Annotated in this window: 29 protein-coding genes; 16 read left to right on the top strand and 13 right to left on the bottom strand. The window is 61.0% G+C overall.

Annotation, left to right across the window (positions count from 1 at the left end; genetic code table 11):
- Positions 1-74: 74 nt before the first annotated feature.
- The 10 genes from ACP7E0_RS10240 to ACP7E0_RS10285 all read left to right on the top strand — a co-directional run bounded on the left by ACP7E0_RS10240 (position 75) and on the right by ACP7E0_RS10285 (position 9,834).
- Entirely contained in the window at positions 75-1,004 is a 930-nt protein-coding gene (locus tag ACP7E0_RS10240) for an ABC transporter permease subunit (protein ID WP_426124941.1), read from the top strand.
- Positions 1,005-1,018: 14 nt separating this feature from the next.
- Positions 1,019-1,861, top strand: coding sequence for a sn-glycerol-3-phosphate ABC transporter permease UgpE (gene ugpE, locus ACP7E0_RS10245; RefSeq protein ID WP_113246747.1), 843 nt, complete (start codon positions 1,019-1,021; stop codon positions 1,859-1,861).
- A gap of 12 nt (positions 1,862-1,873) precedes the next feature.
- On the top strand, positions 1,874-2,989 hold the full coding sequence (locus tag ACP7E0_RS10250) for a sn-glycerol-3-phosphate import ATP-binding protein UgpC (RefSeq protein ID WP_426124706.1): 1,116 nt from the start codon (positions 1,874-1,876) through the stop codon (positions 2,987-2,989).
- A 103-nt stretch (positions 2,990-3,092) separates the two neighbouring features.
- The gene (locus ACP7E0_RS10255) at positions 3,093-3,413 is read left to right on the top strand and encodes an ArsR/SmtB family transcription factor (RefSeq protein ID WP_426124707.1); all 321 of its coding nucleotides are present in this window, start codon (positions 3,093-3,095) and stop codon (positions 3,411-3,413) included.
- On the top strand, positions 3,410-3,841 hold the full coding sequence (locus tag ACP7E0_RS10260; protein ID WP_426124709.1) for an SRPBCC family protein: 432 nt from the start codon (positions 3,410-3,412) through the stop codon (positions 3,839-3,841). The genes ACP7E0_RS10255 and ACP7E0_RS10260 overlap by 4 nt, the downstream gene beginning before the upstream one ends.
- Positions 3,842-3,885: 44 nt before the next feature.
- Positions 3,886-4,098, top strand: coding sequence for a hypothetical protein (locus ACP7E0_RS10265; protein WP_426124710.1), 213 nt, complete (start codon positions 3,886-3,888; stop codon positions 4,096-4,098).
- 63 nt (positions 4,099-4,161) lie between these two features.
- Positions 4,162-4,782, top strand: a complete 621-nt coding sequence (locus ACP7E0_RS10270; protein ID WP_426124943.1) for a YdeI/OmpD-associated family protein — start codon at positions 4,162-4,164, stop codon at positions 4,780-4,782.
- A gap of 339 nt (positions 4,783-5,121) precedes the next feature.
- Positions 5,122-6,432, top strand: a complete 1,311-nt coding sequence (locus ACP7E0_RS10275; RefSeq protein ID WP_426124711.1) for an adenylate/guanylate cyclase domain-containing protein — start codon at positions 5,122-5,124, stop codon at positions 6,430-6,432.
- Between the two features lie 667 nt (positions 6,433-7,099).
- Positions 7,100-8,047, top strand: coding sequence for a glutathione synthase (gene gshB / locus ACP7E0_RS10280; RefSeq protein WP_426124713.1), 948 nt, complete (start codon positions 7,100-7,102; stop codon positions 8,045-8,047).
- Between the two features lie 254 nt (positions 8,048-8,301).
- Positions 8,302-9,834 (top strand): YifB family Mg chelatase-like AAA ATPase, encoded by a 1,533-nt coding sequence (locus ACP7E0_RS10285; RefSeq protein WP_426124714.1) that lies wholly within the window; start codon positions 8,302-8,304, stop codon positions 9,832-9,834.
- Between the two features lie 67 nt (positions 9,835-9,901).
- Here the strand turns inward: ACP7E0_RS10285 and cysK are convergent, their stop codons facing one another.
- Entirely contained in the window at positions 9,902-10,870 is a 969-nt protein-coding gene (cysK, locus tag ACP7E0_RS10290) for a cysteine synthase A (RefSeq protein WP_426124715.1), read from the bottom strand.
- A gap of 134 nt (positions 10,871-11,004) precedes the next feature.
- Entirely contained in the window at positions 11,005-11,622 is a 618-nt protein-coding gene (locus ACP7E0_RS10295; protein ID WP_426124944.1) for a LysE family translocator, read from the bottom strand.
- Between the two features lie 156 nt (positions 11,623-11,778).
- On the opposite strand from ACP7E0_RS10295, the gene ACP7E0_RS10300 reads away from it, so the two are divergent.
- Both ACP7E0_RS10300 and ACP7E0_RS10305 read left to right on the top strand, forming a co-directional pair.
- Positions 11,779-12,411, top strand: coding sequence for a LysE family translocator (locus ACP7E0_RS10300; RefSeq protein WP_426124716.1), 633 nt, complete (start codon positions 11,779-11,781; stop codon positions 12,409-12,411).
- Positions 12,412-12,449: 38 nt separating this feature from the next.
- Complete coding sequence (locus tag ACP7E0_RS10305) at positions 12,450-13,007, top strand: cysteine hydrolase family protein (protein ID WP_426124717.1); 558 nt, start codon at positions 12,450-12,452, stop codon at positions 13,005-13,007.
- A 6-nt stretch (positions 13,008-13,013) separates the two neighbouring features.
- Here the strand turns inward: ACP7E0_RS10305 and ACP7E0_RS10310 are convergent, their stop codons facing one another.
- Together ACP7E0_RS10310 and ACP7E0_RS10315 are read right to left on the bottom strand one after the other, a co-directional pair.
- Positions 13,014-13,316, bottom strand: coding sequence for an NIPSNAP family protein (locus tag ACP7E0_RS10310; protein ID WP_426124718.1), 303 nt, complete (start codon positions 13,314-13,316; stop codon positions 13,014-13,016).
- 20 nt (positions 13,317-13,336) lie between these two features.
- Positions 13,337-14,233 carry a DMT family transporter gene (locus tag ACP7E0_RS10315; protein ID WP_426124719.1) on the bottom strand — a complete coding sequence of 299 codons (897 nt, stop codon included), beginning with the start codon at positions 14,231-14,233 and terminating at the stop codon, positions 13,337-13,339.
- Positions 14,234-14,366: 133 nt separating this feature from the next.
- On the opposite strand from ACP7E0_RS10315, the gene ACP7E0_RS10320 reads away from it, so the two are divergent.
- Positions 14,367-14,813 (top strand): Lrp/AsnC family transcriptional regulator, encoded by a 447-nt coding sequence (locus ACP7E0_RS10320; RefSeq protein WP_426124721.1) that lies wholly within the window; start codon positions 14,367-14,369, stop codon positions 14,811-14,813.
- A 3-nt stretch (positions 14,814-14,816) separates the two neighbouring features.
- Here the strand turns inward: ACP7E0_RS10320 and ACP7E0_RS10325 are convergent, their stop codons facing one another.
- Together ACP7E0_RS10325 and dut are read right to left on the bottom strand one after the other, a co-directional pair.
- Positions 14,817-15,713 carry a GNAT family N-acetyltransferase gene (locus ACP7E0_RS10325; RefSeq protein ID WP_426124722.1) on the bottom strand — a complete coding sequence of 299 codons (897 nt, stop codon included), beginning with the start codon at positions 15,711-15,713 and terminating at the stop codon, positions 14,817-14,819.
- Positions 15,713-16,183 carry a dUTP diphosphatase gene (gene dut / locus ACP7E0_RS10330; protein WP_426124723.1) on the bottom strand — a complete coding sequence of 157 codons (471 nt, stop codon included), beginning with the start codon at positions 16,181-16,183 and terminating at the stop codon, positions 15,713-15,715. Before dut ends, ACP7E0_RS10325 begins: the two co-directional genes overlap by 1 nt.
- 96 nt (positions 16,184-16,279) lie before the next feature.
- Here dut and ACP7E0_RS10335 point away from each other — a divergent pair, with 96 nt between their 5' ends.
- Entirely contained in the window at positions 16,280-17,863 is a 1,584-nt protein-coding gene (locus tag ACP7E0_RS10335) for a peptide chain release factor 3 (protein ID WP_113313593.1), read from the top strand.
- 154 nt (positions 17,864-18,017) lie between these two features.
- Here the strand turns inward: ACP7E0_RS10335 and ACP7E0_RS10340 are convergent, their stop codons facing one another.
- The gene (locus ACP7E0_RS10340; RefSeq protein ID WP_426124725.1) at positions 18,018-19,391 is read right to left on the bottom strand and encodes an FAD-dependent oxidoreductase; all 1,374 of its coding nucleotides are present in this window, start codon (positions 19,389-19,391) and stop codon (positions 18,018-18,020) included.
- Between the two features lie 215 nt (positions 19,392-19,606).
- Between ACP7E0_RS10340 and ACP7E0_RS10345 the strand changes: the two genes are divergently transcribed.
- Together ACP7E0_RS10345 and ACP7E0_RS10350 are read left to right on the top strand one after the other, a co-directional pair.
- Positions 19,607-20,650, top strand: coding sequence for a ketopantoate reductase family protein (locus ACP7E0_RS10345; RefSeq protein WP_426124726.1), 1,044 nt, complete (start codon positions 19,607-19,609; stop codon positions 20,648-20,650).
- 3 nt (positions 20,651-20,653) lie between these two features.
- Positions 20,654-21,004, top strand: coding sequence for a VOC family protein (locus tag ACP7E0_RS10350; RefSeq protein WP_426124727.1), 351 nt, complete (start codon positions 20,654-20,656; stop codon positions 21,002-21,004).
- Between the two features lie 17 nt (positions 21,005-21,021).
- Here ACP7E0_RS10350 and ACP7E0_RS10355 read toward each other — a convergent pair whose 3' ends face one another.
- From ACP7E0_RS10355 to iolE, 6 genes are all read right to left on the bottom strand, one after another.
- The gene (locus tag ACP7E0_RS10355; RefSeq protein ID WP_426124728.1) at positions 21,022-21,696 is read right to left on the bottom strand and encodes an HAD family hydrolase; all 675 of its coding nucleotides are present in this window, start codon (positions 21,694-21,696) and stop codon (positions 21,022-21,024) included.
- Between the two features lie 138 nt (positions 21,697-21,834).
- Positions 21,835-22,446, bottom strand: a complete 612-nt coding sequence (locus ACP7E0_RS10360) for a LysE family translocator (RefSeq protein ID WP_426124729.1) — start codon at positions 22,444-22,446, stop codon at positions 21,835-21,837.
- Between the two features lie 77 nt (positions 22,447-22,523).
- On the bottom strand, positions 22,524-23,318 hold the full coding sequence (locus tag ACP7E0_RS10365) for an AraC family transcriptional regulator (RefSeq protein ID WP_426124730.1): 795 nt from the start codon (positions 23,316-23,318) through the stop codon (positions 22,524-22,526).
- A gap of 22 nt (positions 23,319-23,340) precedes the next feature.
- A complete protein-coding gene (locus ACP7E0_RS10370) occupies positions 23,341-23,745 on the bottom strand; it encodes a GFA family protein (protein WP_426124731.1) in 405 nt (134 codons plus the stop codon).
- A gap of 35 nt (positions 23,746-23,780) precedes the next feature.
- The gene (gene iolB, locus ACP7E0_RS10375) at positions 23,781-24,581 is read right to left on the bottom strand and encodes a 5-deoxy-glucuronate isomerase (RefSeq protein WP_426124732.1); all 801 of its coding nucleotides are present in this window, start codon (positions 24,579-24,581) and stop codon (positions 23,781-23,783) included.
- A 198-nt stretch (positions 24,582-24,779) separates the two neighbouring features.
- On the bottom strand, positions 24,780-25,697 hold the full coding sequence (gene iolE, locus ACP7E0_RS10380) for a myo-inosose-2 dehydratase (protein ID WP_426124733.1): 918 nt from the start codon (positions 25,695-25,697) through the stop codon (positions 24,780-24,782).
- Positions 25,698-25,798: the final 101 nt, after the last annotated feature.

A 25,798-nucleotide genomic window follows, 5' to 3' on the forward strand; every position in this document is an offset into this window, starting at 1 on the left:
TCATGACGAACACGCCCACATCCCAGGCAATGTCCGGAACACTCGCTACGCCCGCCCCCGGTGGGTTTTGGCGCATGTTTGGCCTGAACAAATCCGCCGGCAAGCCGCCGGAAGAGACGGACGCCAAGCGCGTGCAGTTCAACTCGCGGTTACTGCCCTATCTCTTCCTCGCCCCGCAGATGGGGATCATCTTCGTGTTCTTCTACTGGCCCTCGGTGCAGGCGATTCATTCGTCCTTCTACCTTGAGGACCCGTTCGGCTTCGGCTCCACCTTCGTCGGCATGGCCAATTATACCGACGTGCTGAAATCCGGCGAATATCTGGGCATCGCCCGCTTCACCGCCGTGTTCACCGCCCTCGTCACCTTCTTTTCGCTGGCGATCGGCCTTTTGCTCGCCGTCAAGGCTGACGGCGTCATTCGCGGCAACGCCACCTACAAGACGCTCTTGATCTGGGTCTACGCCATTGCCCCGCCGGTTGCCGGCCTGATGGGCATGATGATGTTCGACCAGCATATCGGTCCGCTGGTGCGGTTTGCCGCCTTCTTCGGCTGGGATCTGAAAGTCGGGCTCAACTACAACGACACTGCTTTCGCGATGATCGTCGTCTCGGTCTGGAAGCAGATCCCCTACAATTTCATCTTCTTCCTGTCCGGCCTGCAGGGCATTCCGGTCTCGGTTCGCGAGGCGGCACTGATGGACTGCCGCTCCGGTTTCCGCCGCTTCTGGACCGTCATCCTGCCGCTGCTGGCCCCGACCGCCTTCTTCCTTCTGATCATCAACACCACCTATGCCCTGTTCGACACGTTCGGCGTGATCGACGTGATGGTGAAGGACAAGGCCGCCAACAACCCGATCACGCTGGTCTACAAGGTCTATATGGACGGCTTCCGCGGCAATGATCTCGGCGGCTCCTCGGCCCAATCGGTCATTCTGATGATCATCGTCTTCGTGCTCACCATCTTCCAGTTCCGCTTCATCGAGCGGCGCGTCCACTATAATTGAGCGGAGGCGAGATCATGCATCGCACGAAACTTTTCGACCATGTCATCCTGATGATGGGCGTCTTCTTCATGGTCGGGCCATTGCTCGTCGCCCTGATGACCTCCAGCCACGAGGCCGCCGATATCCACCGCAACGGGTTGCAGATCCTGCCCGGTGGCCATTTCATCGATACCTACACCACCGTGCTGACGAAACAGGGCGGCTTTACCGGCAAGATCACCGGTCTCAGGATGATGATGAACTCGCTGATCCTCGGCATCGGCTTTGCCGCGGGCAAGATCATCCTGTCGATGCTGGCGGCCTATGCGCTGGTCTATTTCCGCTTCCGCTTTGCCACCATCACCTTCTGGATGATCTTCACGACGCTGCTCCTGCCGCTCGAAGTGCGCATCCTGCCGTCCTACGAGGTGATGAACACGCTGAAGCTGACCAATACCTATACCGGGTTGATCGTGCCGCTTCTGGCGTCGGCCACCGGCACCTTCTATTTCCGCCAGTTCTTCAAATCGATCCCGGACGAATTGCTTGAAGCCGCCCGCATCGATGGTGCCGGACCCTTCAAGTTCTTCATCGACGTGATCGTGCCGCTCTCCAAGACGATGATCGCGGCGATCTTCATCATCATGTTCGTCTATGGCTGGAACCAGTATCTCTGGCCGACGCTGATGACCACCGACGAGAGCTTCTTCACGCTGGTGCGCGGCATCAAGCAGATCCTGCTGGTCTGGGTCGGCTCCAACATTCCCGATTACAACGAGGCCTTTGCCCTGGCGATCCTTGCCATGGTGCCGCCTGTGATGATCGTCATGATCTTCCAGCGCTGGTTCATCAAAGGCCTCACCGAAAGCGACAAGTAGAGGAACGCCACCATGGCAGCGATCAACATCACCAATGTTTCGAAGATCTACGCAGGCGGCGTCGAGGCGGTAAAATCCGTCTCCATCGACATCGCCGACGGCGAATTCATCGTGCTGGTCGGCCCTTCCGGCTGCGGCAAGTCCACGCTGTTGCGCATGGTGGCGGGCCTCGAGGCAATCTCGAAGGGCACCGTTGAGATCGGCGACCGCGTCATCAACGATGTCGAACCGGCCGAGCGCGATATCGCCATGGTGTTCCAGAACTATGCGCTCTATCCGCATATGACCGTCTACAACAACCTGGCCTACGGCCTCAAAAACCGCGGCACGCCAAAGGCCGAGATCGAGGCGCGCGTGGCGGAGGCCGCCCGCATGCTGGAGATCGAGCAGTACTTGACCCGCAAGCCGCGTGCCTTGTCGGGTGGCCAGCGCCAACGTGTCGCCATGGGCCGCGCCATCGTCCGCAAGCCCGCTGCCTTCCTGTTCGACGAGCCGCTGTCCAACCTCGATGCCAAGCTGCGCGTCTCGATGCGCGGCGAGATCAAGCAACTGCAAAAACGTCTCGGCACAACCTCGCTCTACGTCACCCACGACCAGCTGGAAGCCATGACGCTGGCCGACCGCCTCGTCGTCCTCAACGGCGGCCAGATCGAGCAGATCGGCCGGCCGCTCGATGTCTACCACACCCCTGCCTCGACCTTCGTCGCCAGTTTTATCGGCTCGCCAGCGATGAACCTGCTGCGCGGCACCCGCGACGGCAACCAGCTGCATTTCGGTTCGCAGGTGCTCGATCTCGGCCGCGCTCCGGCCTTTCCCGGCCCGATCACCGTCGGTATCCGCGCCGAAGACCTGCGGATTGCGTCAGCCGATGAACAGGCGCTGACACTGAAGGTCGAGTACGTCGAGGAACTGGGCGCCCAGCGCCTCGTTCACGGCACCATCGACGGCAAGAAGCTGACCGCATCGCTTTCGCCCGAGATCGAGATCGGTGAAACGATGGCGCTGACCATCGCGCCGGAGCGGCTGCATTTCTTCGATGCCGATACCGGCAAACGCCTGGCGCAACCGTTCGACGTTTCCGCCAGCAGGCGCGACACGGCGCAGACGCTGGAGATGGCTGCCGGGTGAGCGCTAACAGCGGTCATCTTCTCTCTTCTTGAAAAAGCACTTGACGAACCCATAACTCTTTGGCTATTGATTCTGACAGATAGCCAACGAGTTATGGATTGTCATGCCAGATCAAGCCACGCTTTTTAAAGCGCTTGCCGACCCGACGCGGCGCGCCATCTTCGAGGGGCTGTGCCGCGACGGTGATCAGACTGTCGCAGCACTGACGGCCCGGGCTGGCATTTCGCAGCCGGGAGTATCGAAGCATCTGGCCATCCTCAAAGGGGCCGGACTGGTCAGCGACCGCCACGAAGGCCGCCAAACCCAATACAGCGCCCAACTCGATGCCCTTGCGCCTTTGACCGAGTGGACGGACCAGATGACGGGCTTCTGGCAGGGGCGATTCAACAAGCTCGAAGATTTGCTGAACAGGATGGATCAATGAGCGCGGCATCGGCTCCAACACGCACCGTCATTGTCGAGCGCGAGATCGCGCATCCGCCGGAAAAGCTGTGGCGTGCCCTCACCCAGCCGCATCTGATCTCCGAGTGGCTGATGAACAACGACTTCAATCCTTCAGTCGGTCACCGATTTAATCTTCGCGGCGAATGGGGTGGCGTTCTGGACTGTGAGGTGCTCGTCGTCGAGCCGCACAGAACGCTGTCCTATACCTGGATTTTCAAAGATGACGATCCAGCCTTCGATCTGAACAGCGTCGTAACGTTTACGCTGACACCCATCGCAACAGGGACCCATCTGCGCATGGAGCAGTCGGGGTTCCGGCCCGATCAGAAGCTGGCCTATGGCGGCGCCAAAGCGGGCTGGCGCACGTTTCTTGCAAAGCTGGAACAGGTTTTAGCGGGGACCGAGTGAAGGTCTCCAAGGGCTCTTAGCACTAATAACGACAGGAGTTTTCAATGAGTTCGAACGTGTGGATTCGCCAAGCTCACCGATGGCTATCGATCCTGTTCACTGTAGCCGTCATCGCCAATTTTGCGGCCATGGCGATGGGAGAACCTCCGCCGTGGCTGGTTTACGCGCCGCTACCACCGCTCTTCCTGCTGCTGTTCACGGGTCTATACATGTTCGCCTTGCCATATGCGGCCAGGTGGCGTGGATCAAAAGCGTAGCCGGGCGCAAACTGCTCCTTTCTTTCCCCTGACGTAATCAATCGAGAGAATTCTTAGACCATGATGATCACGGCAATTGAGGACTATTTTACAAAGGGATGCGGACGCTGCGAGCGCTTTGCCGGACCGGACTGTTCGACCCGGCAATGGATGCAAGGCCTGAACGACCTGCGCCAAATCTGCGTCGATGCGGGACTGGTCGAGACGGTAAAATGGGGGCACCCGTGTTACATGCATAAAGGCCGCAACATCGTCATCTTCGGCGCCTTTCGCGGCGATTTTCGCTTAACTTTTTTCAACCCCGCGCTCATGAAAGACCTCGACGGCGTTCTCCAAAAGCAAGGCCCGAACACACAACATGCCGACATGATCCGCTTCGTTGACAGTGCGGAAGTGGCAAGGATGAGGGCGGTCATCCGGTCTTACCTGACGGAGGCGATGGAATATGCGGAGGCTGGCATCAAGCCGCCAAGAGAGGCGAGCGACGTCGAGCTGCCTGACGAACTGGTTGACGCCCTGGACTCCGATCCTGAACTTGCAGAAGCCTTTCGGAGCCTGACACCGGGGCGGCAGAAAAGCTACGTCATCAATCTCAGCTCCACCAAGAAGCCCGAAACGCGAATGTCACGCATTGAGAAATTTCGGCCGAAGATAATCGCCGGAAAAGGCGCCATAGAGCGGTAAGCGTTATTCCGGGCTTCAACATGGCCCATCCGTCCGCGCATCGCGGTCATACCAAGGACCGATGATAGGAGCCGATCCTATGGGCTCCTATCATCGGTCGAAAGTATAAGCCGCCGCCTTTGAGCGGCCTGCCCAAAAAATCATCCCCGCCGCTCTCGGCCCATTGCGGCCGTTGGGGTTTGCCGCTTGTTAGCATCGTCGACATCGCAGCCGGATCGTATCCAGTTGGATGGGGCGGCAGTTTGAGGAGCTCGCTCAATTCAGACACGATACTATGTGGGTAGATCGTGCTATGTTTCTGCCATGCGACCGAGCACCCGCTATGCAAAAAGTGGTGAGTTGAACATCGCCTATCAAGTGATCGGTGACGGGCCGCTTGATATTATCTACGTCCCAGGCTGGGTGTCCAATCTTGACTACGCCTGGGCATTTCCGCCCGTGGTGCACATGTTCGAGCGGCTGGGTGCTTTCGCCCGGCTGATCCTCTTCGACAAGCGCGGAACCGGGCTCTCGGATCGCAACGTCGGTTATCCTACTCTTGAGGAGCGCATGCAAGACATGCAGGCCGTCATGGATGCGGCGGGCTCGCAGCGAGCTGCACTGATGGGCACATCCGAGGGCGGCAACCTTTGTATGTTGTTCGCGGCGACCTATCCGGAGAGGTCCGCCGCACTTGTTCTGCACGGGGCCTTCGCGAGAGGGCTTTGGTCGGAGGACTACCCCTGGGGGAAGACTCGTGAGAAGGTCGAGGAAGAGCTAGTCGTTATCGCGCGGGACTGGGGTGGACCATTCGATCTCAGCAACGGAGCACCAAGCCTTGTCGGCGACCGGGAGGCGCGCGATTGGTTTGCAGGCTTCCTGCGCAATTCAGCCTCTCCGCAGGACGCAGTGTCTCTCTGGCGGTGGAATACCGAGATCGACGTTCGCGGCATATTGACCGCCATCCACGTTCCGACGCTCGTCTTGCACAGAACAGGCGATCGCTGGGTGCGGGTCGAAGAAGGCCGCTATCTCGCCGACCGTATACCCGGGGCAAAATGGGTGGAACTGCAGGGCGATGACCACGTGATCTGGGCTGGTGACGTGGATCGTACACTGGACGAGATCGAAGAGTTCCTCACCGGTATCCGCCCGCAGCCGGTCTCTGAACGCGTTCTTCTCACTGTGCTGTTTACCGACATCGTCGGCTCTACGTCCATAGCCGCCGAGCTTGGCGATCAAAGCTGGCAGGCTTTGTTGCGCCGCCACGACGAAGTGGTGCGCGCCGGACTTTCCCGCTACTACGGCAAGGAAATAAAGACAATGGGCGATGGCGTTCTCGCCACATTCCAGCAGCCCAGCCAAGCTATACGGTGCGCTTGCGCAATCCGCGATAGGGTGGCGATGTTGGGACTGGGTATTCGTGCCGCGCTACACACAGGCGAATGTGAAAGGCGCGGCGGCGAACTGGGCGGGATAGCCGTCCACCTTGCCTCGCGCCTTTTAGCTCACGCCGATGCCGGAGAAGTCGTGGCCTCGGGGACGGTGAAGGACCTCGTCGTTGGGTCCGGCGTTGCGTTCGAGGCACGTGGTGAAACGAACCTGCGTGGCGTTCCTGGAAAATGGCACATATACGCTGCAACCGTTGACCCGGTAGGCCCTGACGATTAGGGACCCGCTGCCTGACCGTTGCGCTTTTTCCGGTGATTGCCGGCTGTTGGCGCACTACCGCCACTGACGTCATCGCCCCTTAAAAAAATCATCCCCGCAAATCCCCGCCCTCAAAACCCGTGCCATACTCTTTGCGTCCCACCACGGATACACCGGTTTGCGTTGCCGGCGAGGTGGGGCCGGTGCCCGGATGGTTTGGCGAAACGCGCGCAAAATCCCCGGGGCTGCGTGAAAGGCGGTTCTCCTCCGGTTCGTGAAAGCGGACTGGGCGTGCCGGGTGGTCACACCGTCCTTGGACGGTCCAGGGCTGAACCCCGCCGTATTGAAAGGCCTGGCGGATAAGCGGCCGGGCCGGGGCATTGGAGGCTTTCCCGTCAAAAAGGAAAGCGCAGAAGAACCTGAGAAGCGCGGCAAAAGACACTGAAGCGGGGCACATCGCGTGTCACCTACTATTACTTACCTGAGGCACCCGATGTGCCCCGGCCAATTCCGCCAGGCAAGAGCCCGGCGAACCTGCAGATGTTTCAAGCCACGGGCGAAAAAGCCGCCGCGTGAACGGGAAGGCGTGTTCGATGCAGACGACGGCAGAAATCTGTATGGCGTCCCGGATGCCATTTGATATAGACAGGCTCTCTCAACGATGCCCACGATCAACAGGGAATGTCTCATGGCGAAAATCGTAAATGTCGCGATCCAGATGGATCATGTCTCGGGCATCAATATCGCTGGCGACAGCACGTTCGCGATGAGCCTTGAAGCGCAGTCGCGCGGCTACAAGCTCTTCCATTACACACCCAACCAGCTGTCGCTGCGTGATGGCAAGGTGATTGCCACCGTCGAGCCGATGACCCTACGCGACGTCAAGGGCGATCACTACACGCTTGATGATGCCGAGCGCATCGACCTGTCGACCATGGATGTCGTGCTCCTGCGCCAGGATCCGCCCTTCGACATGGCCTATATCACCTCGACGCATCTGCTGGAGCGCATCCACCCGAAGACGCTTGTGGTCAACGACCCGGCCTGGGTGCGCAATTCGCCGGAAAAGATCTTCGTCACCGAATTTCCCGACCTGATGCCGAAGACGCTGATCACCCGCGATCCGGCCGAGATCGCCAGCTTCCGCGCCGAGATGGGCGATATCATCCTGAAGCCGCTTTACGGCAATGGCGGCGCCGGCGTTTTCCATTCGACCCGGGACGACCGTAACATGTCGTCGCTGCTGGAAATGTTCGGCCAGATGTTCCGCGAACCCTTCATCGCCCAGGAATATCTGCCGGCGGTGCGCAAGGGCGACAAGCGCATCATTCTCGTCGACGGCGAGCCGGTCGGCGCGATCAACCGGGTGCCTGCCGAACACGACGCCCGCTCCAACATGCATGCCGGCGGCACGCCGATGCCGACCGAACTGACGGCGCGTGAAAAGGAAATCTGCGCCCGCATCGGCCCGGCTCTGCGCGAACGCGGCTTCCTGCTCGTCGGCATCGACGTGATCGGCGACGTCATGACCGAGATCAACGTCACGTCTCCCACAGGCATTCGCGAAGTGAAGAAATTCGGCGGTGCCGATATCGCCGCCCTGCTCTGGGACGCGATCGAACGCAAGCGCGCCTGACGGTATCTTGACCAACCGGGGCGGATGTTCGTCCCGGTTCAGCCGAAACAACCCGACTTCATCTCCCGGATGTTCGCGGTTGTTCTGCTCCGTTCCCGATATGCAACCACCCTACAACCGGTACGATTGTAAAAATCGAACATGTTCGATAATTGTTCTTGTTTTATTCCGTTATCCGTGCAAGATTTTACACCACAACCGGGGAAGGTTGTGGCGGTGGGTTTTTGGCCTGCCTCGCGGCAAGAGGGGCAATCATGGTCGCGCGTGTCAGTACGGTTGCATTTCAGGGCATAGAGGGCGTGCCCGTCGATGTTCAGGTGATGGTTGCACCGGGCAAAGTCGGCATGCAGATCGTCGGCCTGCCGGACAAGGCGGTGGCCGAAAGCCGCGAACGCGTCCAGGCTGCACTGCACGCATCCGGCCTGTCGCTTCCCGCCAAGAAGGTCACCATCAATCTCGCTCCCGCTGATCTTCCCAAGGAAGGCAGTCACTTCGACCTTCCCATCGCGCTCGGCTTGATGGCAGCACTCGGCGCCATACCCGGCGATGCGCTGGATGGCTATGTGGTGATCGGCGAACTCAATCTCGACGGCACGATCGCAGCCGTGTCCGGTGCACTTCCCGCCGCCATCGGTGCCAATGGTCTCGGCAAAGGCCTGATCTGCCCATCCGATAGCGGCGCCGAGGCCGCCTGGGCCGGTTCGGAAATCGACATCCTGGCACCGCGCAGCCTGATTGCGCTCGCCAATCATTTTCGCGGTACCCAGGTTCTGTCGCGGCCCGAACCGGCGGTTCGCGCCAGCCCCGCCAACATGCCGGATCTGGCCGATATCAAGGGCCAGGAAAGCGCCAAGCGGGCGCTGGAAGTGGCGGCCGCCGGCAATCACAATCTGCTGATGGTCGGCCCGCCCGGCTCCGGAAAGTCGATGCTTGCCGCCCGCCTCCCGTCGATCCTGCCGCCGCTGTCGCCGACCGAACTGCTCGAAGTGTCGATGATCCACTCGATTGCCGGGCAGCTGGCCGGCGGCAAGCTGTCGGATCGACGGCCGTTCCGCACACCGCATCATTCCGCCACCATGGCGGCAATGATTGGCGGCGGCCTGCGCGCCAAGCCGGGCGAGGCGTCGCTGGCGCATAATGGTGTGCTTTTCCTCGACGAGTTTCCGGAATTCACGCCGCAAGTTCTCGATGCGCTCCGCCAGCCGCTTGAAACCGCCGAATGCATCATCGCCCGCGCCAATCACCGCGTCACCTATCCCGCCGCGATCCAGCTGGTTGCCGCGATGAACCCCTGCCGTTGTGGCATGGCGGGGGAGCCCGGCCATAGCTGTGCCCGCGGGCCACGCTGCGTCTCCGATTATCAGGGCCGCATTTCAGGGCCGCTGATGGACCGGATCGATATCCGCATCGATGTGCCCTCCGTCACCGCCGCCGACCTGATCCGCCCGGCCCCGGCAGAACCCAGCAGCGTCGTCGCGCGGCGGGTGGCGCGTGCCCGCGACATCCAGATGGACCGCTTCATCGCCCTTGGCATGCCGCACATCCTCTCCAATGCCCGCTGCTCGACAGCGATGATCGAAAAGATGGCCGAACCCGACACTGGCGGGCTGCAATTGCTGCGCGATGCGGCAGAAAAGATGAAGTTTTCGGCGCGCGGCTATCACCGCGTCCTGAAGGTGGCCCGCACGCTTGCCGATCTCGATGAGAAGACGACGGTCGGGCGCATTCATCTCGCCGAAGCGATTTCCTACCGGATCGCCGGCGAGCGTTTAACGGCGGCCGCGTAGCCCTGAACTGAAAAGGCCGCCCCTTTGGGGGACGGCCTTTTCAGCATTCACCTGTTTGGGACTGCAATCAGCCGCCGAGACCTTCGAACAGCGCCGTCGACAGATAGCGTTCAGCAAAGGACGGGATGATCACGACGATGGTCTTGCCTTCATTTTCCGGGCGTTGGCCGATCGTGATCGCGGCCTTCAGAGCGGCACCGGAGGAGATGCCAACCGGGACGCCCTCAAGGCGCGCCACGTGGCGGGCGGTCTCGATCGCCTGGGCGCTTGAAACGGTGACGATCTCGTCATAGATTTTGGTATCGAGAATGGCCGGTGCGAAACCGGCACCGATGCCTTGAATCTTGTGCGGACCGGGCGCACCGCCGGACAGCACCGGCGATTCCGCCGGCTCGACGGCGATGACCTTGATCGATGGCTTTTTCGCCTTCAACACCTGGCCGACGCCGGTGATCGTGCCGCCGGTGCCGATGCCGGACACGAGGATATCGACGCCGCCGTCAGTGTCGTTCCAGATCTCTTCGGCCGTCGTCTTGCGGTGGATTTCCGGGTTGGCCGGGTTTTCGAACTGCTGCGGGATGATCGCGTCAGGCAGCGTCGCGGCAAGCTCTTCGGCCTTGGCGATGGCGCCCTTCATGCCCTTAGGGCCTTCGGTCAGCACCAGTTCGGCACCGAGCAATGCCAGCATCTTGCGGCGCTCGACCGACATGGTTTCCGGCATGGTGAGGATGAGCTTGTAGCCCTTGGCGGCGGCGGCAAAGGCCAGCGCGATGCCGGTATTGCCGGAGGTCGGCTCGATCAGCGTCGTCTTGCCGGGGGTGATCTTGCCTTGGGCTTCCAGCGCCTCGATCATCGCCACGCCGATGCGGTCCTTGACGGAGGCAATCGGGTTGAAGAATTCGAGCTTGGCCAGAAGGTTGGCCTTGACGCCATTTTCCTTGGCCAGCTTGTCGAGGCGCACGATCGGCGTATCGCCGATGGTCTCGGTGATCGAGGAATATACGCGGCCGCGGCCGGGCTTGCGCTGTTCTGACATGAAGCTCTCCCTTTTTTTCATCAGTTGCAGGGAGAATAGGGGCAAAGCCGTCCGCTTGCCAGAGTGCCATTCTCCAGCACTTTGTTCCGGTTGGAAAAAACGATTGCGGAACCGCCTGTTTCAGAACGATTTTTTCAGGCGGCGCGTGTGGCGATATAGGCGGCGGTCGTTCCGATAATACCGGCGGCGATGCGGTTCAGCGACTTCAAAGCCCTGGGCTGCTTGAGAAGCAGCCGTGCCCGCGAAGCCAGCAGGATATAAGGGATAAGCACCGCCATCAGCACCGTAAACGTTGCGGCCACAAGCACGGCATATTCATTGAGGCCGATCCGGTGCACGTCGATCAATGTCGGAACCAGCGCCACGTAAAACAGCATGGTCTTCGGATTGCCAAACGTCACCAAGAGGCCGGACAGGAAGGACAAACCCATGCTGGTGCTTTTCTTCGCCTGGATATCCTGCGGCAAAAGCCCGGCGGTCCACAGCTTGTAGGCGATGTAAACGAGATAGAGAGCGCCAAGGATCTTGATGACCATGAAGGTCGTGGTGAAGGTCTGCGCAACAAGTGCCAGTCCGAGAATCACTGCGGTCAGATAAACGATATCGCCGAGTGCAAGGCCAAGCCCCATGAAGAAGGTCTCGCGGAAGCCCGAGCCCAGCGCCCGCGCCACGATCGCGGTCATGCCGGGGCCGGGGATCGCCGCAGCGATGAAAAGCGCGGTGCAATAGGCAAAAAGCGTGGTGAGGCTCATCATCGGCTCCGTAGATGTGCGAAGGGAATATCTAGCCGGTTTTCTTAAGGCTGGCAATTTGCGCGGCATTGCCCGAAGCATACGTTCCCGCTAATGCAATACCAAAGCACATACCGAGATTCCCGCCTCATACGCTCTTCAGTGGAGATGCCATTCATGCCCGAAGCAGCAAGCCTTGCAGCCTTTGCCCTCGTCGCGCTTGGCATGGTGCTGACGCCCGGCCCGAACATGATCTACCTGATTTCGCGCTCGCTCTGTCAAGGGCCGATGGCGGGATTGATCTCGCTGATCGGGGTTGCGCTCGGTTTTCTCGTCTACATGCTGTCGGCCGCTTTCGGCATTACCGCGCTGCTGTTTGCCGTGCCTTATGCCTATGATGCGCTGCGGATCGGTGGCGTGCTCTACCTGCTCTACCTCGCCTGGCAGGCGGTGCGTCCCGGCGGGCGATCGGCCTTCGAAGTTCGCGATTTGCCAAAGGATTCACCCAAGCGCCTGTTTCTGATGGGCTTTGCGACCAGTCTGCTCAATCCGAAGGTCGCCGTTCTCTATCTTTCGCTGCTGCCGCAGTTCATCGATCCGGCGCTCGGCCATATCTTCCTGCAGTCCGTCGCCTTCGGAACGATCCAGATCGTCACCAGCGTCTCCGTCAATTCACTCTTCGTGCTGACGGCAGGCTCCATCGCCACCTTCCTCGCGGGCCGTCCGGCCTGGCTTTCCATGCAACGTTGGCTGATGGGCGGCGTGCTCGGTGCGCTTGCCTTGCGGATGGCGATGGACAGCCAGCGCTGAGCCCCATCCTTTTTCGACAACAAGAACAGAGCATACCCATGACAACAGCACTTCTCATCATCGACGTTCAAAACGCCGTTCTCGACGGTGAAGGCACACCCGAGCGCCAGCCGGCTATCGATGCCGCGTACGCCGAGACCGTCGGCCGCCTGCAGTCGATCCAGGCCCGCGCCCGGGCCGCGCATATCCCGGTCATTTTCGTGCAGCACGATGGCGGCCAAGGCGATCCGCTGGCGCGCTCTTCCAATGGCTGGGGACTGCGCCACGAGATCGCGCCGGTTCTCGGCGAGACCGTCATCCACAAGATGAGCTGCGACAGCTTCTTCCAGACCAATCTTGAGGAAGCGCTTGCGAAATTGTCGGTCACCCATGTGGTCATCGGCGGCTGTCAGACGCAGTTCTGCATCGACACAACTGCGCGCCGCGCGGTCACGTTGGGCTACGATGTCACGCTTTTGTCGGATGGCCACACGACCGGCGACATGGGCGAACTGACCTATTCGCAGATCATCGCCCACCACAATCGCGTGCTCGGCGGCTTCAATGCCGGAGGGCACGCGATCGAGCTTCGCCCGTCGGGCGAAATCACCTTCTGAGCGTGTTCAAAAGACCGGCCGCATGAAGCTGCGCTCGTAGCTGACGATGCAGCGGGTCTTTTCGGCAAGGGCAAAGGCGGCGAGGCATTCGGCATCCTCAGCCATTTTCCCGCGGTAGTCTTCATAGGCCGAAAGGCTTGGAAAGCTGAAGAGGGCGAGCGCGATATTGTTCGTCCCCTCATGCGGCATGAAATAGCCGTGATGCGTGCCGCCGAGACGGTTGACCAGCGGAATCCAGAGCTTGGCGTATTCCTCGAATTCGGCAAGCTTGTAGGGATCGATCGTATAACGCAGGTAACAGGTGATCATGCGGGCCTCCATGGGTGAACTCAGCTTGCCTGATGCCGCATCCGGCGTGGCCATGTCCAGCCGAATGTCATGCCGGCAGCCGCAATCAGAATCGCCGCAGAGCCGAGAAGCTGGGCCGGCTGCAACTGATGCCCAAAGGCGAGGCGATCAACAGCGAGCGCTGCGACAGGATAGATGAAGGAAAGCGCGCCGGTCAGATGCGTGGGCAGCTTCTGGATCGCACCATAGAGAAGCACATACATCAGCCCGGTATGAACAGCGCCCATCGTCACCAGCAGCACCCATTGATAAGCCTGCGTCGGCAGGCCGGAAGCGCCGGCGAAGGGGGCAAGCATCAAAAGGCCGGTCACCACCTGGATGAGCGCGATCAGATGCGGCGGGGTCCCCTTCAAGCGCTTGGCAACGAGGGCCGCCAGCGCATAGAAAAACGCGGCCGCCAGAGCCATGGCAATGCCCATCAGGTAATCGCTGCCCGCGTAACCACCCGCCGGCTTTGCCTGAACGATCGCGACCATGCCGGCAAATGCGACGGCGAGCCAGCCGAGCTTCGTGGCGGTGATCTTTTCCCGGAAAACCAGGCCACCGATGGCCAGAAGCATAAAGGGCTGAGTGTTGTAGACCATGGTGGCGATCGAGATCGATGAGCGCGCATAGGCGCCGAACAGCAGCAGCCAGTTGATGACGATGGAGACGCCACCGAGGACGGCAAGTGCGAACAGCCGCCATGTCAGGATACCGGCGCGGAAATGGCCGAGTGCCGCGCAGATTGCCAGCAGCGTCAGCGCTCCGAACAGGCAGCGCCAGAAGACCACATCGATCACCGGCTGGCCGGACATCAGCACGAACCAGCCGATCGTACCCGAAATCAGCATGGCCGCCGTCATTTCGACAGTGCCGGTTCTGATATCCTTTTCCATCACATCCACTCCTTTGAACGAAGCAGAAGATTATGATGCGACAGCGCCGTAATATATGGATATCGGAAGGCGATTGAGATAAAATACCTCATCATAGAAGGCTGATTATCAGCTTAACCTTCCTGAGTTCCCGATGCTTGACGATCTCGACCGGCGCCTGCTCGACATCCTCTCCCTCAATGCGCGCATCTCGCTGAAAGAGCTGGCGCAGGAGGCCGGGCTTTCCTCACCCAGCACCGCAGACCGGCTGCGGCGGTTGGAGGATCGCGGCGTGATTACCGGCTTTACCATTTCCATCAATCCGGTGGCGCTTGGTTATGCGCTGCAGGCGATCGTGCGTGTTCGCCCGATGCCCGGCATGCTGCATATCGTTGAGAAGATGATCCAGGAGACGCCGGAATTCGTCGAATGCGACAAGGTGACGGGCGACGACTGCTTCATCGCCAAGCTTCTGGTTCGGGACATGGAGCAGCTCGATACGATCCTCGACCGTATCGCCGAACGATCCCAGACCAACACATCGATCGTCAAATCGTCACCGGTCAAGCGCCGGCTGCCGCCACTCGGAGTGGGCAAATAGGCCTCAGAATTCGGCCATGGGCGACAGCATGACGGGGCCGGACAGGCCGGCAGCGCTGCCCCGAACCATCAGGCTGATATCGGACTCGAAGGTCTCCTGCGTACCCTGCCAATCCAGCCGGTCTGGCGGGAAAAAAACCTCGACGCGGTCGGGGCGCCGATCAAACGATCCGAGAATGGCGGAGAGCGGCAGGATCGTTTTTCCGGCAATATCGAGAAGCTGAAACGACGTTTCATCCTCTTTCCAAGCGATTACGGCCTCGAACTGGTCGAGATAGGTGAGCCTGACATCGGGATCGAAGAAGCCGTTGAGCAGGAACATTTCCGCCTGTGCCGTGGCGGCGAAAACGGAGGAAACGGGTGTTCTTTCGCGCAACACCCGACGGATCAGGGTGATGTCACCGGCATTATCGAGCGAGAGTTCGCGCACCGTGCCCGCAAGCCGCGTTTCCGCCGGCGGCGGAGCTCCCAGGAACCGCTGCTGCGGCAAGACCCTAAAGCCATAGGGCTCATACATCGCCGGCTTGTCGGTCAGGAGAATACCGAGCTCAAACCCCTGTTCGTCACACCAGCCGAACGCGCGGTTCATCAGGTCGCGATAGAGCCCTTGGCCCCGCCATTGCGGCCGCACCGCGCCCGATTGGAAACCGGCCGCCTTTACCAAGCGGCCATCGACCATCATCGGCATGGAGAAGCCGCTGAAATTGGCGGCGCTAACACCGCTTTCATCGAAATAGCCAAACGGCATGCTGGTCGGATCCGGCCCGCCAAAGCGATCCTGAATGCTGACATCAATGCCGAACGTATCCTCAAGCAACGCCACCAGTGCGGCCCAGGCTGGCGGATCGCCAAAGTAATCCTGCCGGAATGTCAGGCCGTGGCTGTTCGCAGCGGCGGTCATCAAACGCCGGTGGAGCCGAAGCCACCCGCACCGCGTGCGGTTTCGCTGGCGCCGGACACTTCGCGAACGGAAACCTGCGTGACGGGAGCGATGACCATCTGGGCGATGCGCATGCCGCGCTCGATGAGTAAATCCTCGTCGCCAAGATTGATCAGCAAGACTTTCACTTCACCGCGATAATCGCTGTCGATCGTGCCGGGCGTATTCAGGCAGGTGATGCCGTGCTTGAAAGCCAGCCCCGAACGCGGACGGATCTGCGCTTCGTAGCCTACTGGGATCTCGAAGATGAAACCGGTCGGAACCAGCGCCCGCTTGCCCGGGCCGAGGAACAATGGGCGGTCCGCCTCGACAGCAGCGCGAAGGTCCATGCCGGCAGCGCCTGCAGTTTCGTAGGCGGGAAGATCGATGCCCTCGCCGTTTTGCAGGCGAACGAGGCTGAGGTTTGGGAGTGTCTGCAATTGATGAGTCATATCTCTCCTTAGCAATTCCGGCCGCAGCGCAGTCAATGCGAATTGCAAGTTATCCACGGCTCCGCTACATACGCGGCAATTCACAGGATTAACATCATGGCCGAAAGTATCGCCGAGGCGGTTTCCCGCCGTCGCACCTTTGCTATTATCGCACACCCGGACGCTGGTAAAACGACGCTCACCGAAAAGCTGCTGCTGTTCGGCGGCGCCATCCAGCTTGCCGGTGAAGTCAAGGCGAAGAAAGACCGTATCCAGACGCGCTCCGACTGGATGAAGATCGAGCGCGAACGTGGCATTTCCGTCGTGACCTCGGTAATGACCTTCGAATATCACGGCAATGTCTTCAACATTCTCGACACGCCCGGCCACGAAGACTTCGCCGACGATACCTATCGCACACTGACCGCCGTCGATGCGGCCGTCATGGTCATCGACGCTGCCAAGGGTATCGAGCCGCGGACGCTGAAGCTCTTCGAAGTCTGCCGCATGCGCGATATCCCGATCATCACCTTCATCAACAAGATGGACCGCGAAAGCCGCGACCCCTTCGAAGTTCTCGATGAAATCGAAGAGAAGCTGGCGCTCGACTGCGCGCCGGTGACCTGGCCGATCGGGCGTTCGAAAACATTCTGCGGCTCTTATCATCTGGCCGACAATACCGTTCGCGGAGCCGACACGCAGGAAATCCCCACCAAGGTCAATGGCCCGGAAATGGTTGCCCACCGCCTGCCGGAAAACGAGCGCGAGGCCTTCATTGATGAAACCTCGCTCGCCATCGAAGCCTGCAAGCCCTTCGACAGGAAGGCTTTCCTCGAAGGCCATCTGACACCGGTCTTCTTCGGCTCGGCACTGAGGAACTTCGGCGTGCGCGATCTGATCAATGCGCTCGGCGAGATCGCGCCGCCGCCGCGCGACCAGGTGGCCGATATCCGCACCGTGCACGCGACCGACGAGAAAATGACGGCGTTTGTCTTCAAGATCCAGGCCAACATGGATCCGAACCATCGCGACCGCATCGCCTTTGCCCGCGTCTGCTCCGGCAAGCTGGAGCGCGGCATGAAGGCGCGGCTGGCACGGACCGGCAAGCAGCTCGGCCTCACGGCGCCACAGTTCTTCTTTGCGTCGCAACGGCAGCTGGCTGACACGGCCTATGCCGGCGATGTGGTCGGCATCCCCAACCACGGCACGCTCAGGATCGGCGACACGCTGACCGAAGGCGAACAGCTGGTGTTCCAGGGCGTACCGAACTTCTCGCCGGAAATCCTGCGCCGCGTGCGCCTGGAAGATGCGATGAAGGCAAAGAAGCTCAAGGAAGCGCTGCAGCAGATGGCCGAAGAAGGCGTCGTGCAGCTGTTTTCACCCGAAGACGGCTCGCCGGCCATTGTCGGCGTCGTCGGCGCGCTGCAGCTAGATGTATTGAAGGAACGGTTGCAATCGGAATACGGCCTGCCGGTGTCGTTCGACATCGCCCGCTTCTCCGTCTGCCGCTGGATTTCGGCCGACCAGCCGGCGGACCTCGACAAGTTCATCACCGCGCGGCGCGGCGATATCGCCCGCGATCTCGACGGCGACCCGGTGTTTCTCGCGCAGGACGCGTTCTCGCTGCGTTACGAGGCGGAACGTTACCCGGCGATCAAGATGATCGCCATCAAGGAATATCACGTCGCCAAGGCAGCGTGACCGGGCACGATCTCTTCTCCCCGGCGGGGAGAAGGTGGCCCGCAGGGCCGGATGAGGGGGAACCACAGGTTCTAAACCTGCCGCACCGCCCCCTCATTGCATTCGGCACTTCTCCCCGGTGGGGAGAAGAGGAAATTTGCTGCACGCCCACGCTTTATCTGATCCGCACGCCTTGCCGTTCAAGCTCTTTCTGAATGGCTGGAAGATCCACGTCTTCGAACGGCTTGCCGCTCTTCACCGAAATGGCCGCCACCACTCCAGCGCCTTGCCCCGCAACGGCACAACACGCCATGTTGCGTGTCGCCGCATGGGCGATGCGGTCACCGCCGATTGCCCGGCCGGCGACCAGCAGGTTTTCGATGCCCTTCGGCAAAAGCGACCGGTATGGAATGTGCATGTAACGCCCGGTGGTCGGTAGGATCAGCACGCCGTAGCCGTCGATGAATTCCGGATAGATGCCGACCGTATCGTCGAACCGGCCTTCGTTGCGGACATCGTTTTCGGTCATGTTGTAGGCGGCATCGATCTTGCGGGTATCGCGAATGCCGATGCTCATGCCGAAATTGCGCAGGCGCGCACCCTCGCAGCCCGGCGTGTAGCGGCGCAAAGCTTCGATCGCCAGCATGGACTGGCGGCGGCCCTCGATCTCGAAACGGGTCATGCTGTCCGGGTCCGTGCCATCGCAGCCGGCGAGATGGATGAGGTTCATATAGGTTAGTTCGCCGGTGTCGTGCAGCGCGCCCCAGGTGCCTGAAATCGTGTTCAGATGCGCGGGAATGATGCCGTCGCGGATCGCCTGGGCAAAGGGCTTGCCGAGGAAAGGCGAAAACATCTGGTCTTCCTTGCCCGATGTCTCGATCTGCCACTCGCCGGTCGACCAGTCGCTATAGGTTTGCGGGTCGGAGCGGACGCCGGCCATGAAGGCTTTCTTGTCGATCCCTGCCAGGTGGAACATCACCGACGCCGCCTGCATCTGTTCCACCGGCGTCTTGAATGTCGGCGCACCGGCGCGATGGGCGACGTCGGCATCACCGGTCGCATCGATCACCCGGGCGGCCAGAATGGCTTCCCGTCCGGCCTTGGATTCGACGATGATACCTTTGATCGCATTGCCATCCATGATCGGTGCAACGAACTGACGGTGCAGCATTGCGTGGATGCCGGCTTCCTCCACCAGCCTGTCGGCGACGAGCTTGAAGCCTTCCGAATCCAGCTCATAACTGAGCGACTGGCTTTCAGGCACGGCCGCACCCATCGCCTTTGCGCGCTCTTCGAATTCCCAACCGATACCGCCCGCCTCGACCGTCGCCTCGTGCCGGTACCACGCGAAGCCCTCAACGCCGACGACAGTGATATTGCCGCCGAAACAGCCGAACCGCTCAACCAGGGTGACAGAAACACCGGCCCGCGCAGCAGCAAGCGCCGCTGCCAGGCCACCCGGACCGGAACCGACCACCAGCACGTCCGTTTCGTGGATGACGTCAATCTGGCGTGCCGGCTCGGTGATAAAGGCGGGTTCGTTTGACATCGGGTTCTCCGGCAAAAAAGAGAGGATTTGGCGGGAGCTTAACGGTGCCCTCCCACCCTGTCGACGTCTGGGAGCGACCTACTGTTGCGCGTTCGCCCTGCCATGATTGCGCTGTTGTGATCACTTTTCGGAGACAGGGAGATTTCACCGCTGGCCGCATGCTTTTGCCATTGCTACTAACAGCATCATCAAGGGAAGCGCCTGGAGGGGATCGCATGGACAAGACCGAAACGAACAATCTGGGCCAGTTCCGTAACATCTGCATTTTCGGCGCAGGTGCCATCGGCGGCGCTCTGGCAGCAAGGCTTGCCACCTCTCCCATGCTTACCGGCGCGACGATCACGGCAATCGCCCGGGGGGGGCATCTGAAGGCCATCCGGGACAATGGCCTGCATCTCTACGAGCCGGGCAAGACCGAGCCGCTGGTCGCAAAATTCGCCGCCACCGACAAAGCGGGCGATCTTGGCCCGCAAGACCTCGTCATTGTGACGCTCAAGGGGCATCAGTTGACCTCGGCGAGCGCCGATATCGCCGGGCTGCTGAAGCCCGGTGGACGCGTGGTGATGATCCAGAACGGCATTCCGTGGTGGTATTTCCATGGCGATGCGGCGAGCGGCCTTGAAGGCCGAAAGGTCGAGGCGCTCGATCCGGATGGCCTGGTCTGGCAGCGGATCGGCCCGCAGCGCGTCATCGGCGGGGTCATCTATCAGGGTGCACAGATGCTCGAGCCCGGCCATATCCGGCTGACCAGCGGCGGCCTGCTGCATCTTGGCGAGCCTTCAGGCACAATGTCTGCCGAGCTTGCAGCGATCGCCGGTCTGCTGCAGGCCAGCGGCTGGACGATCAAGACGACGGAGCATATCCGCGATCAGATCTGGCTGAAGTTTCTCGGCAACGCCGCCTTCAATCCCATTAGCGCGCTGACCAGGGGGCGGATCTCCGAGATCATGGATGGACCGGCCGTTGACCTGGTGAAGCAGGTCATGACGGAAGTACATGCAGTGGCCGGGCGGCTCGGCTGCCATGTCAGCGAAACGGTGGAAGAGAAGATGGAACATGGCCGGGGTCTCGGCAATGCCAAGACTTCGATGCTGCAGGACCTCGAGCAGGGCCGGTCGATGGAGATCACGCCGCTAACCCGCGCCATCACGTTGCTCGGGCGCATGGCCGATGTGCCGACACCGGCGAACGACATCCTCTTGTCGTTGATCTCGCAACTCGACGAGTCGATGGCGAAGGCGCGTGCGGTGGAGGCGTGAGCGATGACCGTGCTTCGCATCGTCGCCAATCTTGAGGCTGCCGATCCGCAGGCTGGGCGGGCTTTTTATGGCGAACTGCTCGGCCTCGATCTCGTCATGGACCACGGCTGGATCCTGACCTTCGCATCCGGGGAACAGGCGCCTGCGCAGGTTTCCATCGCCAGTGAGGGCGGCTCCGATACGCCGGTGCCGCAGCTATCGATCGAGGTCGATGACGTCGATGCGGTCTACTCCAAGGCCAAACGGATGCGCTTGGAAATCATCTACGATATCACCGACGAACCTTGGGGTGTGCGGCGCTTCTACGTCCGCGACCCCTTCGGCACGATCGTCAACATTCTCTCGCACGGATAACGTTGACGAGGTTTTGATCAGCGGCGATCCGTCAAGGTGAGATCGCCGTTTTCATCAACCGAGACTTCGATGCCGATGTAGCCCGGGATCGTCTGGTGCGACGTCTCAAACGGATGTGTGTGCGTGGCGGTAATCACCATCACGTCGGAACCGGCCGATTCCCCGGCGATGACGCCAGCCGCGACGTCTTCGAATACAAGGCAATCCTTGGCATCGAAACCGACGCGCTTGGCGCCAAGCAGATAGCATTCCGGGCTCGGCTTGCCGCGCGAAACATCCTCGGCGATGACGATGAATTTCGGCTCCGGCAGGCCGGCGGCGGCGATACGCACCTTGGCGAGTTCACGCGGCGACGAGGTGACGATTGCCCAACGCTCCGGCGGCAGGCTTTTGAGGAATTCGATCGCGCCCGGCAGCGGCTTCACACCCTCGATATCCTCGATCTCGCCCTGGCAGATGATGGCCGATTCCGCTTCCGGATCGACGCCCGGCAGGCCGAGCTGGCGGATCGTATCGACGCCGCGCTTGCCGTGCATGGTCGGCAGGAAGGTCGCGACATCGAGGCCGTGGCTTTCAGCCCATTTTCCCCACACCCGCTCGGCTGCTTCGATGGAGCTCAGAAGCGTTCCATCCATGTCGAACAGGAAGGCGGAGTATTTCTTGCCGAATACCGGCGAGGACGCTGAAGACACGGGGGCTGACTCCTTTGAATGTCTGGCGAGCCGCATGTCTGGTGACCGCGCGGCGACCCCGTTCGAATAAGGGGATTCCTCCTCAAGATCAAACGGATATCGCCTTTGAACTGGCGCGGATGCGCTTTCTTCGCCGTCCTACCGCGCCGACATCGCCAGTCGCAGCCCCATCAGCCCGAAGGCACCGGCAAAACCGCGCCGCAGCCACAGGGTGACGCCTGGCCGGGAGATGACATAGCGCCGCGCGGCGGCGGCAAAGACGCCGTAAAACACGAAGACGATGAAGGTCAGCACCATGAAGATGGCGGCAAGCCATAGCATGAACAGGGTCGGCGACGGCGTGGCATCCGGCACGAACTGCGGCAGGAAAGCCAGAAAGAACAGCGACAGTTTGGGGTTTAAACTGTTGAGCAGGATGGCCGTTGCGATGATCTTGCCTGGCCGCATGGGCCGGGCTTCTTCCGTGACCTGCAGGCTATCGGCATCGCGCAAGACGCTCCAGGCCATGTAGAGCAGATAGGCAACGCCGAGATATTTGATCACTTCAAAGGCCATGGCACTGGTGTGCAGCAGGGCAGCCAGACCGGCAATACTGGCGATGATATGCGGCAGGATGCCGAGCGTGCAGCCAAAGGCCGCGAGGATGCTGGCGCGCGCACCGGAATTGAGGCCCGTTGCCAGTGTGTAGAGCACGCCGGTACCGGGCAGCAGGATAACGACGATGGATGTCAGCAGATGTTCGAGGGTCATGATGCACTCCGCTCAATGGGGAAGGCCGCAGAGAAGCGGATCTCACCCCCCTTGGTCTTGAACGAAATTGCATGATGTCAACGATGAGCCAGCGCGTAGGCTCCCGGCGTGATGCCATAGGCGCGGACGAAAGCCCGGGTCATATGGCTCTGGTCGGCGAACCCACAGGCAAAGGCAGCATCGGCAAGCGGCGTACCCCCGGCGATCATCCGGCGAACGGTCCTGATGCGGCGCTGGATCAGATAGGTATGCGGTGTCATGCCAGTCACTTCAGAGAAGGCCCGCACCACCTGGAAGCGGCTGAGCCCGCTGGCTACGGCAAGATCGGCCAGGGTCGTGGCGGCGGCCGGATCGTCATCCAGCAGGGCTTTCGCCCGACCGATGGACGGCGGCACGAAACGGGAGACACTCTGGCTGTCCATCAGGGAGGCCACGAGTTGCAAAAAGCCGGTTTCCGGCCCCAATGTTTCTCGCGTCTGCGTCATTGCCGCGTAGACCGGCAGGAGGCGTTGGGGGGCATATCCGTCGCTCATCACCGGCTGTGAAAACACAAAATCAGTTGGCCGACCTTCGCCGATATCCGAAACCGCCTGGGCGATCACGCTTGGATCGAAATAGAGCATCCGCCAGGAGCGCCCTTCCGCATCGATCGGATGGCCGTCATGCACTTCGCCCGGATTGACGGTGATCATATCGCCGGGGCCGGCCTGCACCGGGCCACGGCCGCTGGCGGATTTCTGGGCGCCACGGATGATCACACCAATGCCGAACTGGTCATGCGTATGGCGGCCGAAGCTGTGCGCCGTGTCGGCCTCAACGGCCTCGACACCTTCGATCGCACATTTCCGCATCCGGAACTGGCCGGTTCTCATCGCTGCTCCTCAACCCCGCTTCTTAGTCACGCTCTTGGCCCGGCAGCGCATCGCGCTCGCCAAACCAGTTCGCAGCCGAAGAACACCAGATCTGGTGGTTCGGCGCAAGCGCGCGGCGCTGGCTGATATTGCCCCAGCGAATGCCGATCTCCTCGGCGTCCTCATCGGTTCCCGTCGTATAGATCGGCGAGCCGCAATTGCTGCAGAACATCTGGTAGCGTGTCCGGCCGTTGTCGCCTGTCTTGGTATAGGTTTTCGGTTCACCCGCCGTGATGCGAAAGTCAGCCTTCGGAACAGATACCGTCACTCGATAGACGGAACCGGTCAGATGCTGGCAATCGGTGCAGTGGCAGATGGAAACGTTGTCCGGATCGATCTCCGCCTCATACTGGATCGCGCCGCAATGGCAATGTCCGTCGATATGCATGTCCGTTCCTCCTTGTTGAGAAGGAACCTAGCGCATCAGACGCCGGTGAACAGCCAGGCGTGTTCCTTGGCATTGTTGAATTTCCAGACGCGCGACGGGCCGGCCATGACGTTGAGGTAGTAGAGGTCGTAGCCATGGATGGCGGCGACCGGATGATAGCCTTTCGGCACCAGCGTCACGTCGCCATCCTCCACCGCCATCGTCTCGTCCAGCGAGCGGTCATCGGTATAGACACGCTGCATGGCAAAGCCCTGAGATGGGTTCAGGCGGTGGTAATAGGTTTCCTCGAGGAAGCTTTCGGCCGGCAGATTGTCCTCGTCATGCTTGTGCGGCGGATAGGACGAGGTATGGCCGCCGGGCGTGATCACTTCAACCACCAGTAGGGAATAGGCCGCATTGTCGTCTTCCGGCATGATGTTGGTGACATAGCGGGTGTTGGTATTCTTGCCGCGCGTCATCTGCAGGTGGCGGCCCGGCGCAATCACCTGGGCCTTGTAGCCTTCGCCGCCCGGCGCGCTGCAGATGGCGAGATCGAGTGCCGTCGTCGCCGTGGCTTCCCAGCGGCTGCCCTTCGGCACATAGACCGCATGGGGCTGGCCCTCGAATGGCGTCATGCGTTCACCCAGCTCACCGAAATCCTCGCCATCAACGGAGATCTTTGCCTTGCCGGAGACGAGCACGAGGCAGGTTTCGCGATCATCACTTTCCCCCGACGTCTTTTCGCCAGCAGCCAACCGGTTGAGGCCGAAGCCGACATAGGTCCAGCCGGCGGATTGCGGCGTGATGTCGTGGACAAGGCCGGAAGCGCCGGCTGGTTTGACGAGAAGGTTTGGCATGGTGTGGCTCCTGTTCAGTTTCCACCCTCCCCTTGAGGGGGAGGGTCGGCACGGAGTGCCGGGGTGGGGTGATCTCCTGCGTCAAACAACGGGTCACCCCCACCCGCAGCTTCGCTGCGACCTCCCCCCTCAAGGGGGAGGTGGCCTCCGCCAGATCCAATCTCGTTTCCGACGCATAGGGCCAGCACCCAACGGGGATCACCCCTTAGGAAAACCTTCCGTTTCCACCGTATAGCCTGCAGCGGTCATGACGCGCATCAGTTCGGCATGGCCGATCTCGGCCATCTTCTGCGGCGGCGCCTTTCGGGGGTCCTGCTCGGCCTCGACGACGAACCAGCCTTCGTAGCCATAATCGGCGAAACGCTGGACGATGGAGCCGAAATCGAGCGAGCCGTCGCCCGGTACGGTAAAGGCACCAAGCGCGACGGCGTCGAGGAAGGATTGCTTGCTGCGATCCAGACCGTCGATGACGGCCTGACGGATATCCTTCACATGCACATGGTTGATGCGGGCATGGTGGTTGTCGATGGCGCGCAGCACGTCGCCGCCGGCGAAAGCCAGATGGCCGGCATCCAGCAGCAACGGAATGCCTTCGCCCGAATTTTTCATGAAGGCGTCGAGTTCCGGCTCGGTTTCCACTACGGCCGCCATATGATGGTGGTAGGAGAGCGGCATGCCCTGGTCTGCGCACCATTCGCCGAATTCGGTGACGCGGCGGGCATAGGCCTTCATCTCATCATCGCCAAGGCGCGGCTTGGTGGCGAGCGGCTTCGAGCGATCGCCCTGGATCGAACGGCCGACTTCGCCATAGACGATGCAAGGCGCATTAACGGCCTTGAAGAGTTCGATCATCGGGGCGATGCGGTCCTTGTTGGCCGCGAGTTCCTCATTGACCAGCGTGCCGGAAAACCAGCCGCCGCAGAGCGTCACGTCGGCTGCACGCAGGATCGGCAGCATCTCATTCGGATTGTTCGGAAAACGGCGGCCCTGCTCCATGCCGGTGAAGCCGGCGCTGCGCGACTGGCGCAGGCATTCTTCGAGCGACACGTCATCGCTCAGTTCTGGAAGGTCGTCGTTCCACCAGGCGATGGGCGACATGCCGAGTTTGGCTTTCATGAAAATTCTCCTTGGGAAGAAGGCGACCGGCCTTCCTGATCATCCTGTATCCCGTCATCCTCGGGCTTGACCCGAGGATCCATAGTCACCGGCGGCGCCTT

Origin of the sequence: Pararhizobium sp. PWRC1-1 (assembly GCF_049897905.1) — a bacterium.
Classification (GTDB): domain Bacteria; phylum Pseudomonadota; class Alphaproteobacteria; order Rhizobiales; family Rhizobiaceae; genus Pararhizobium.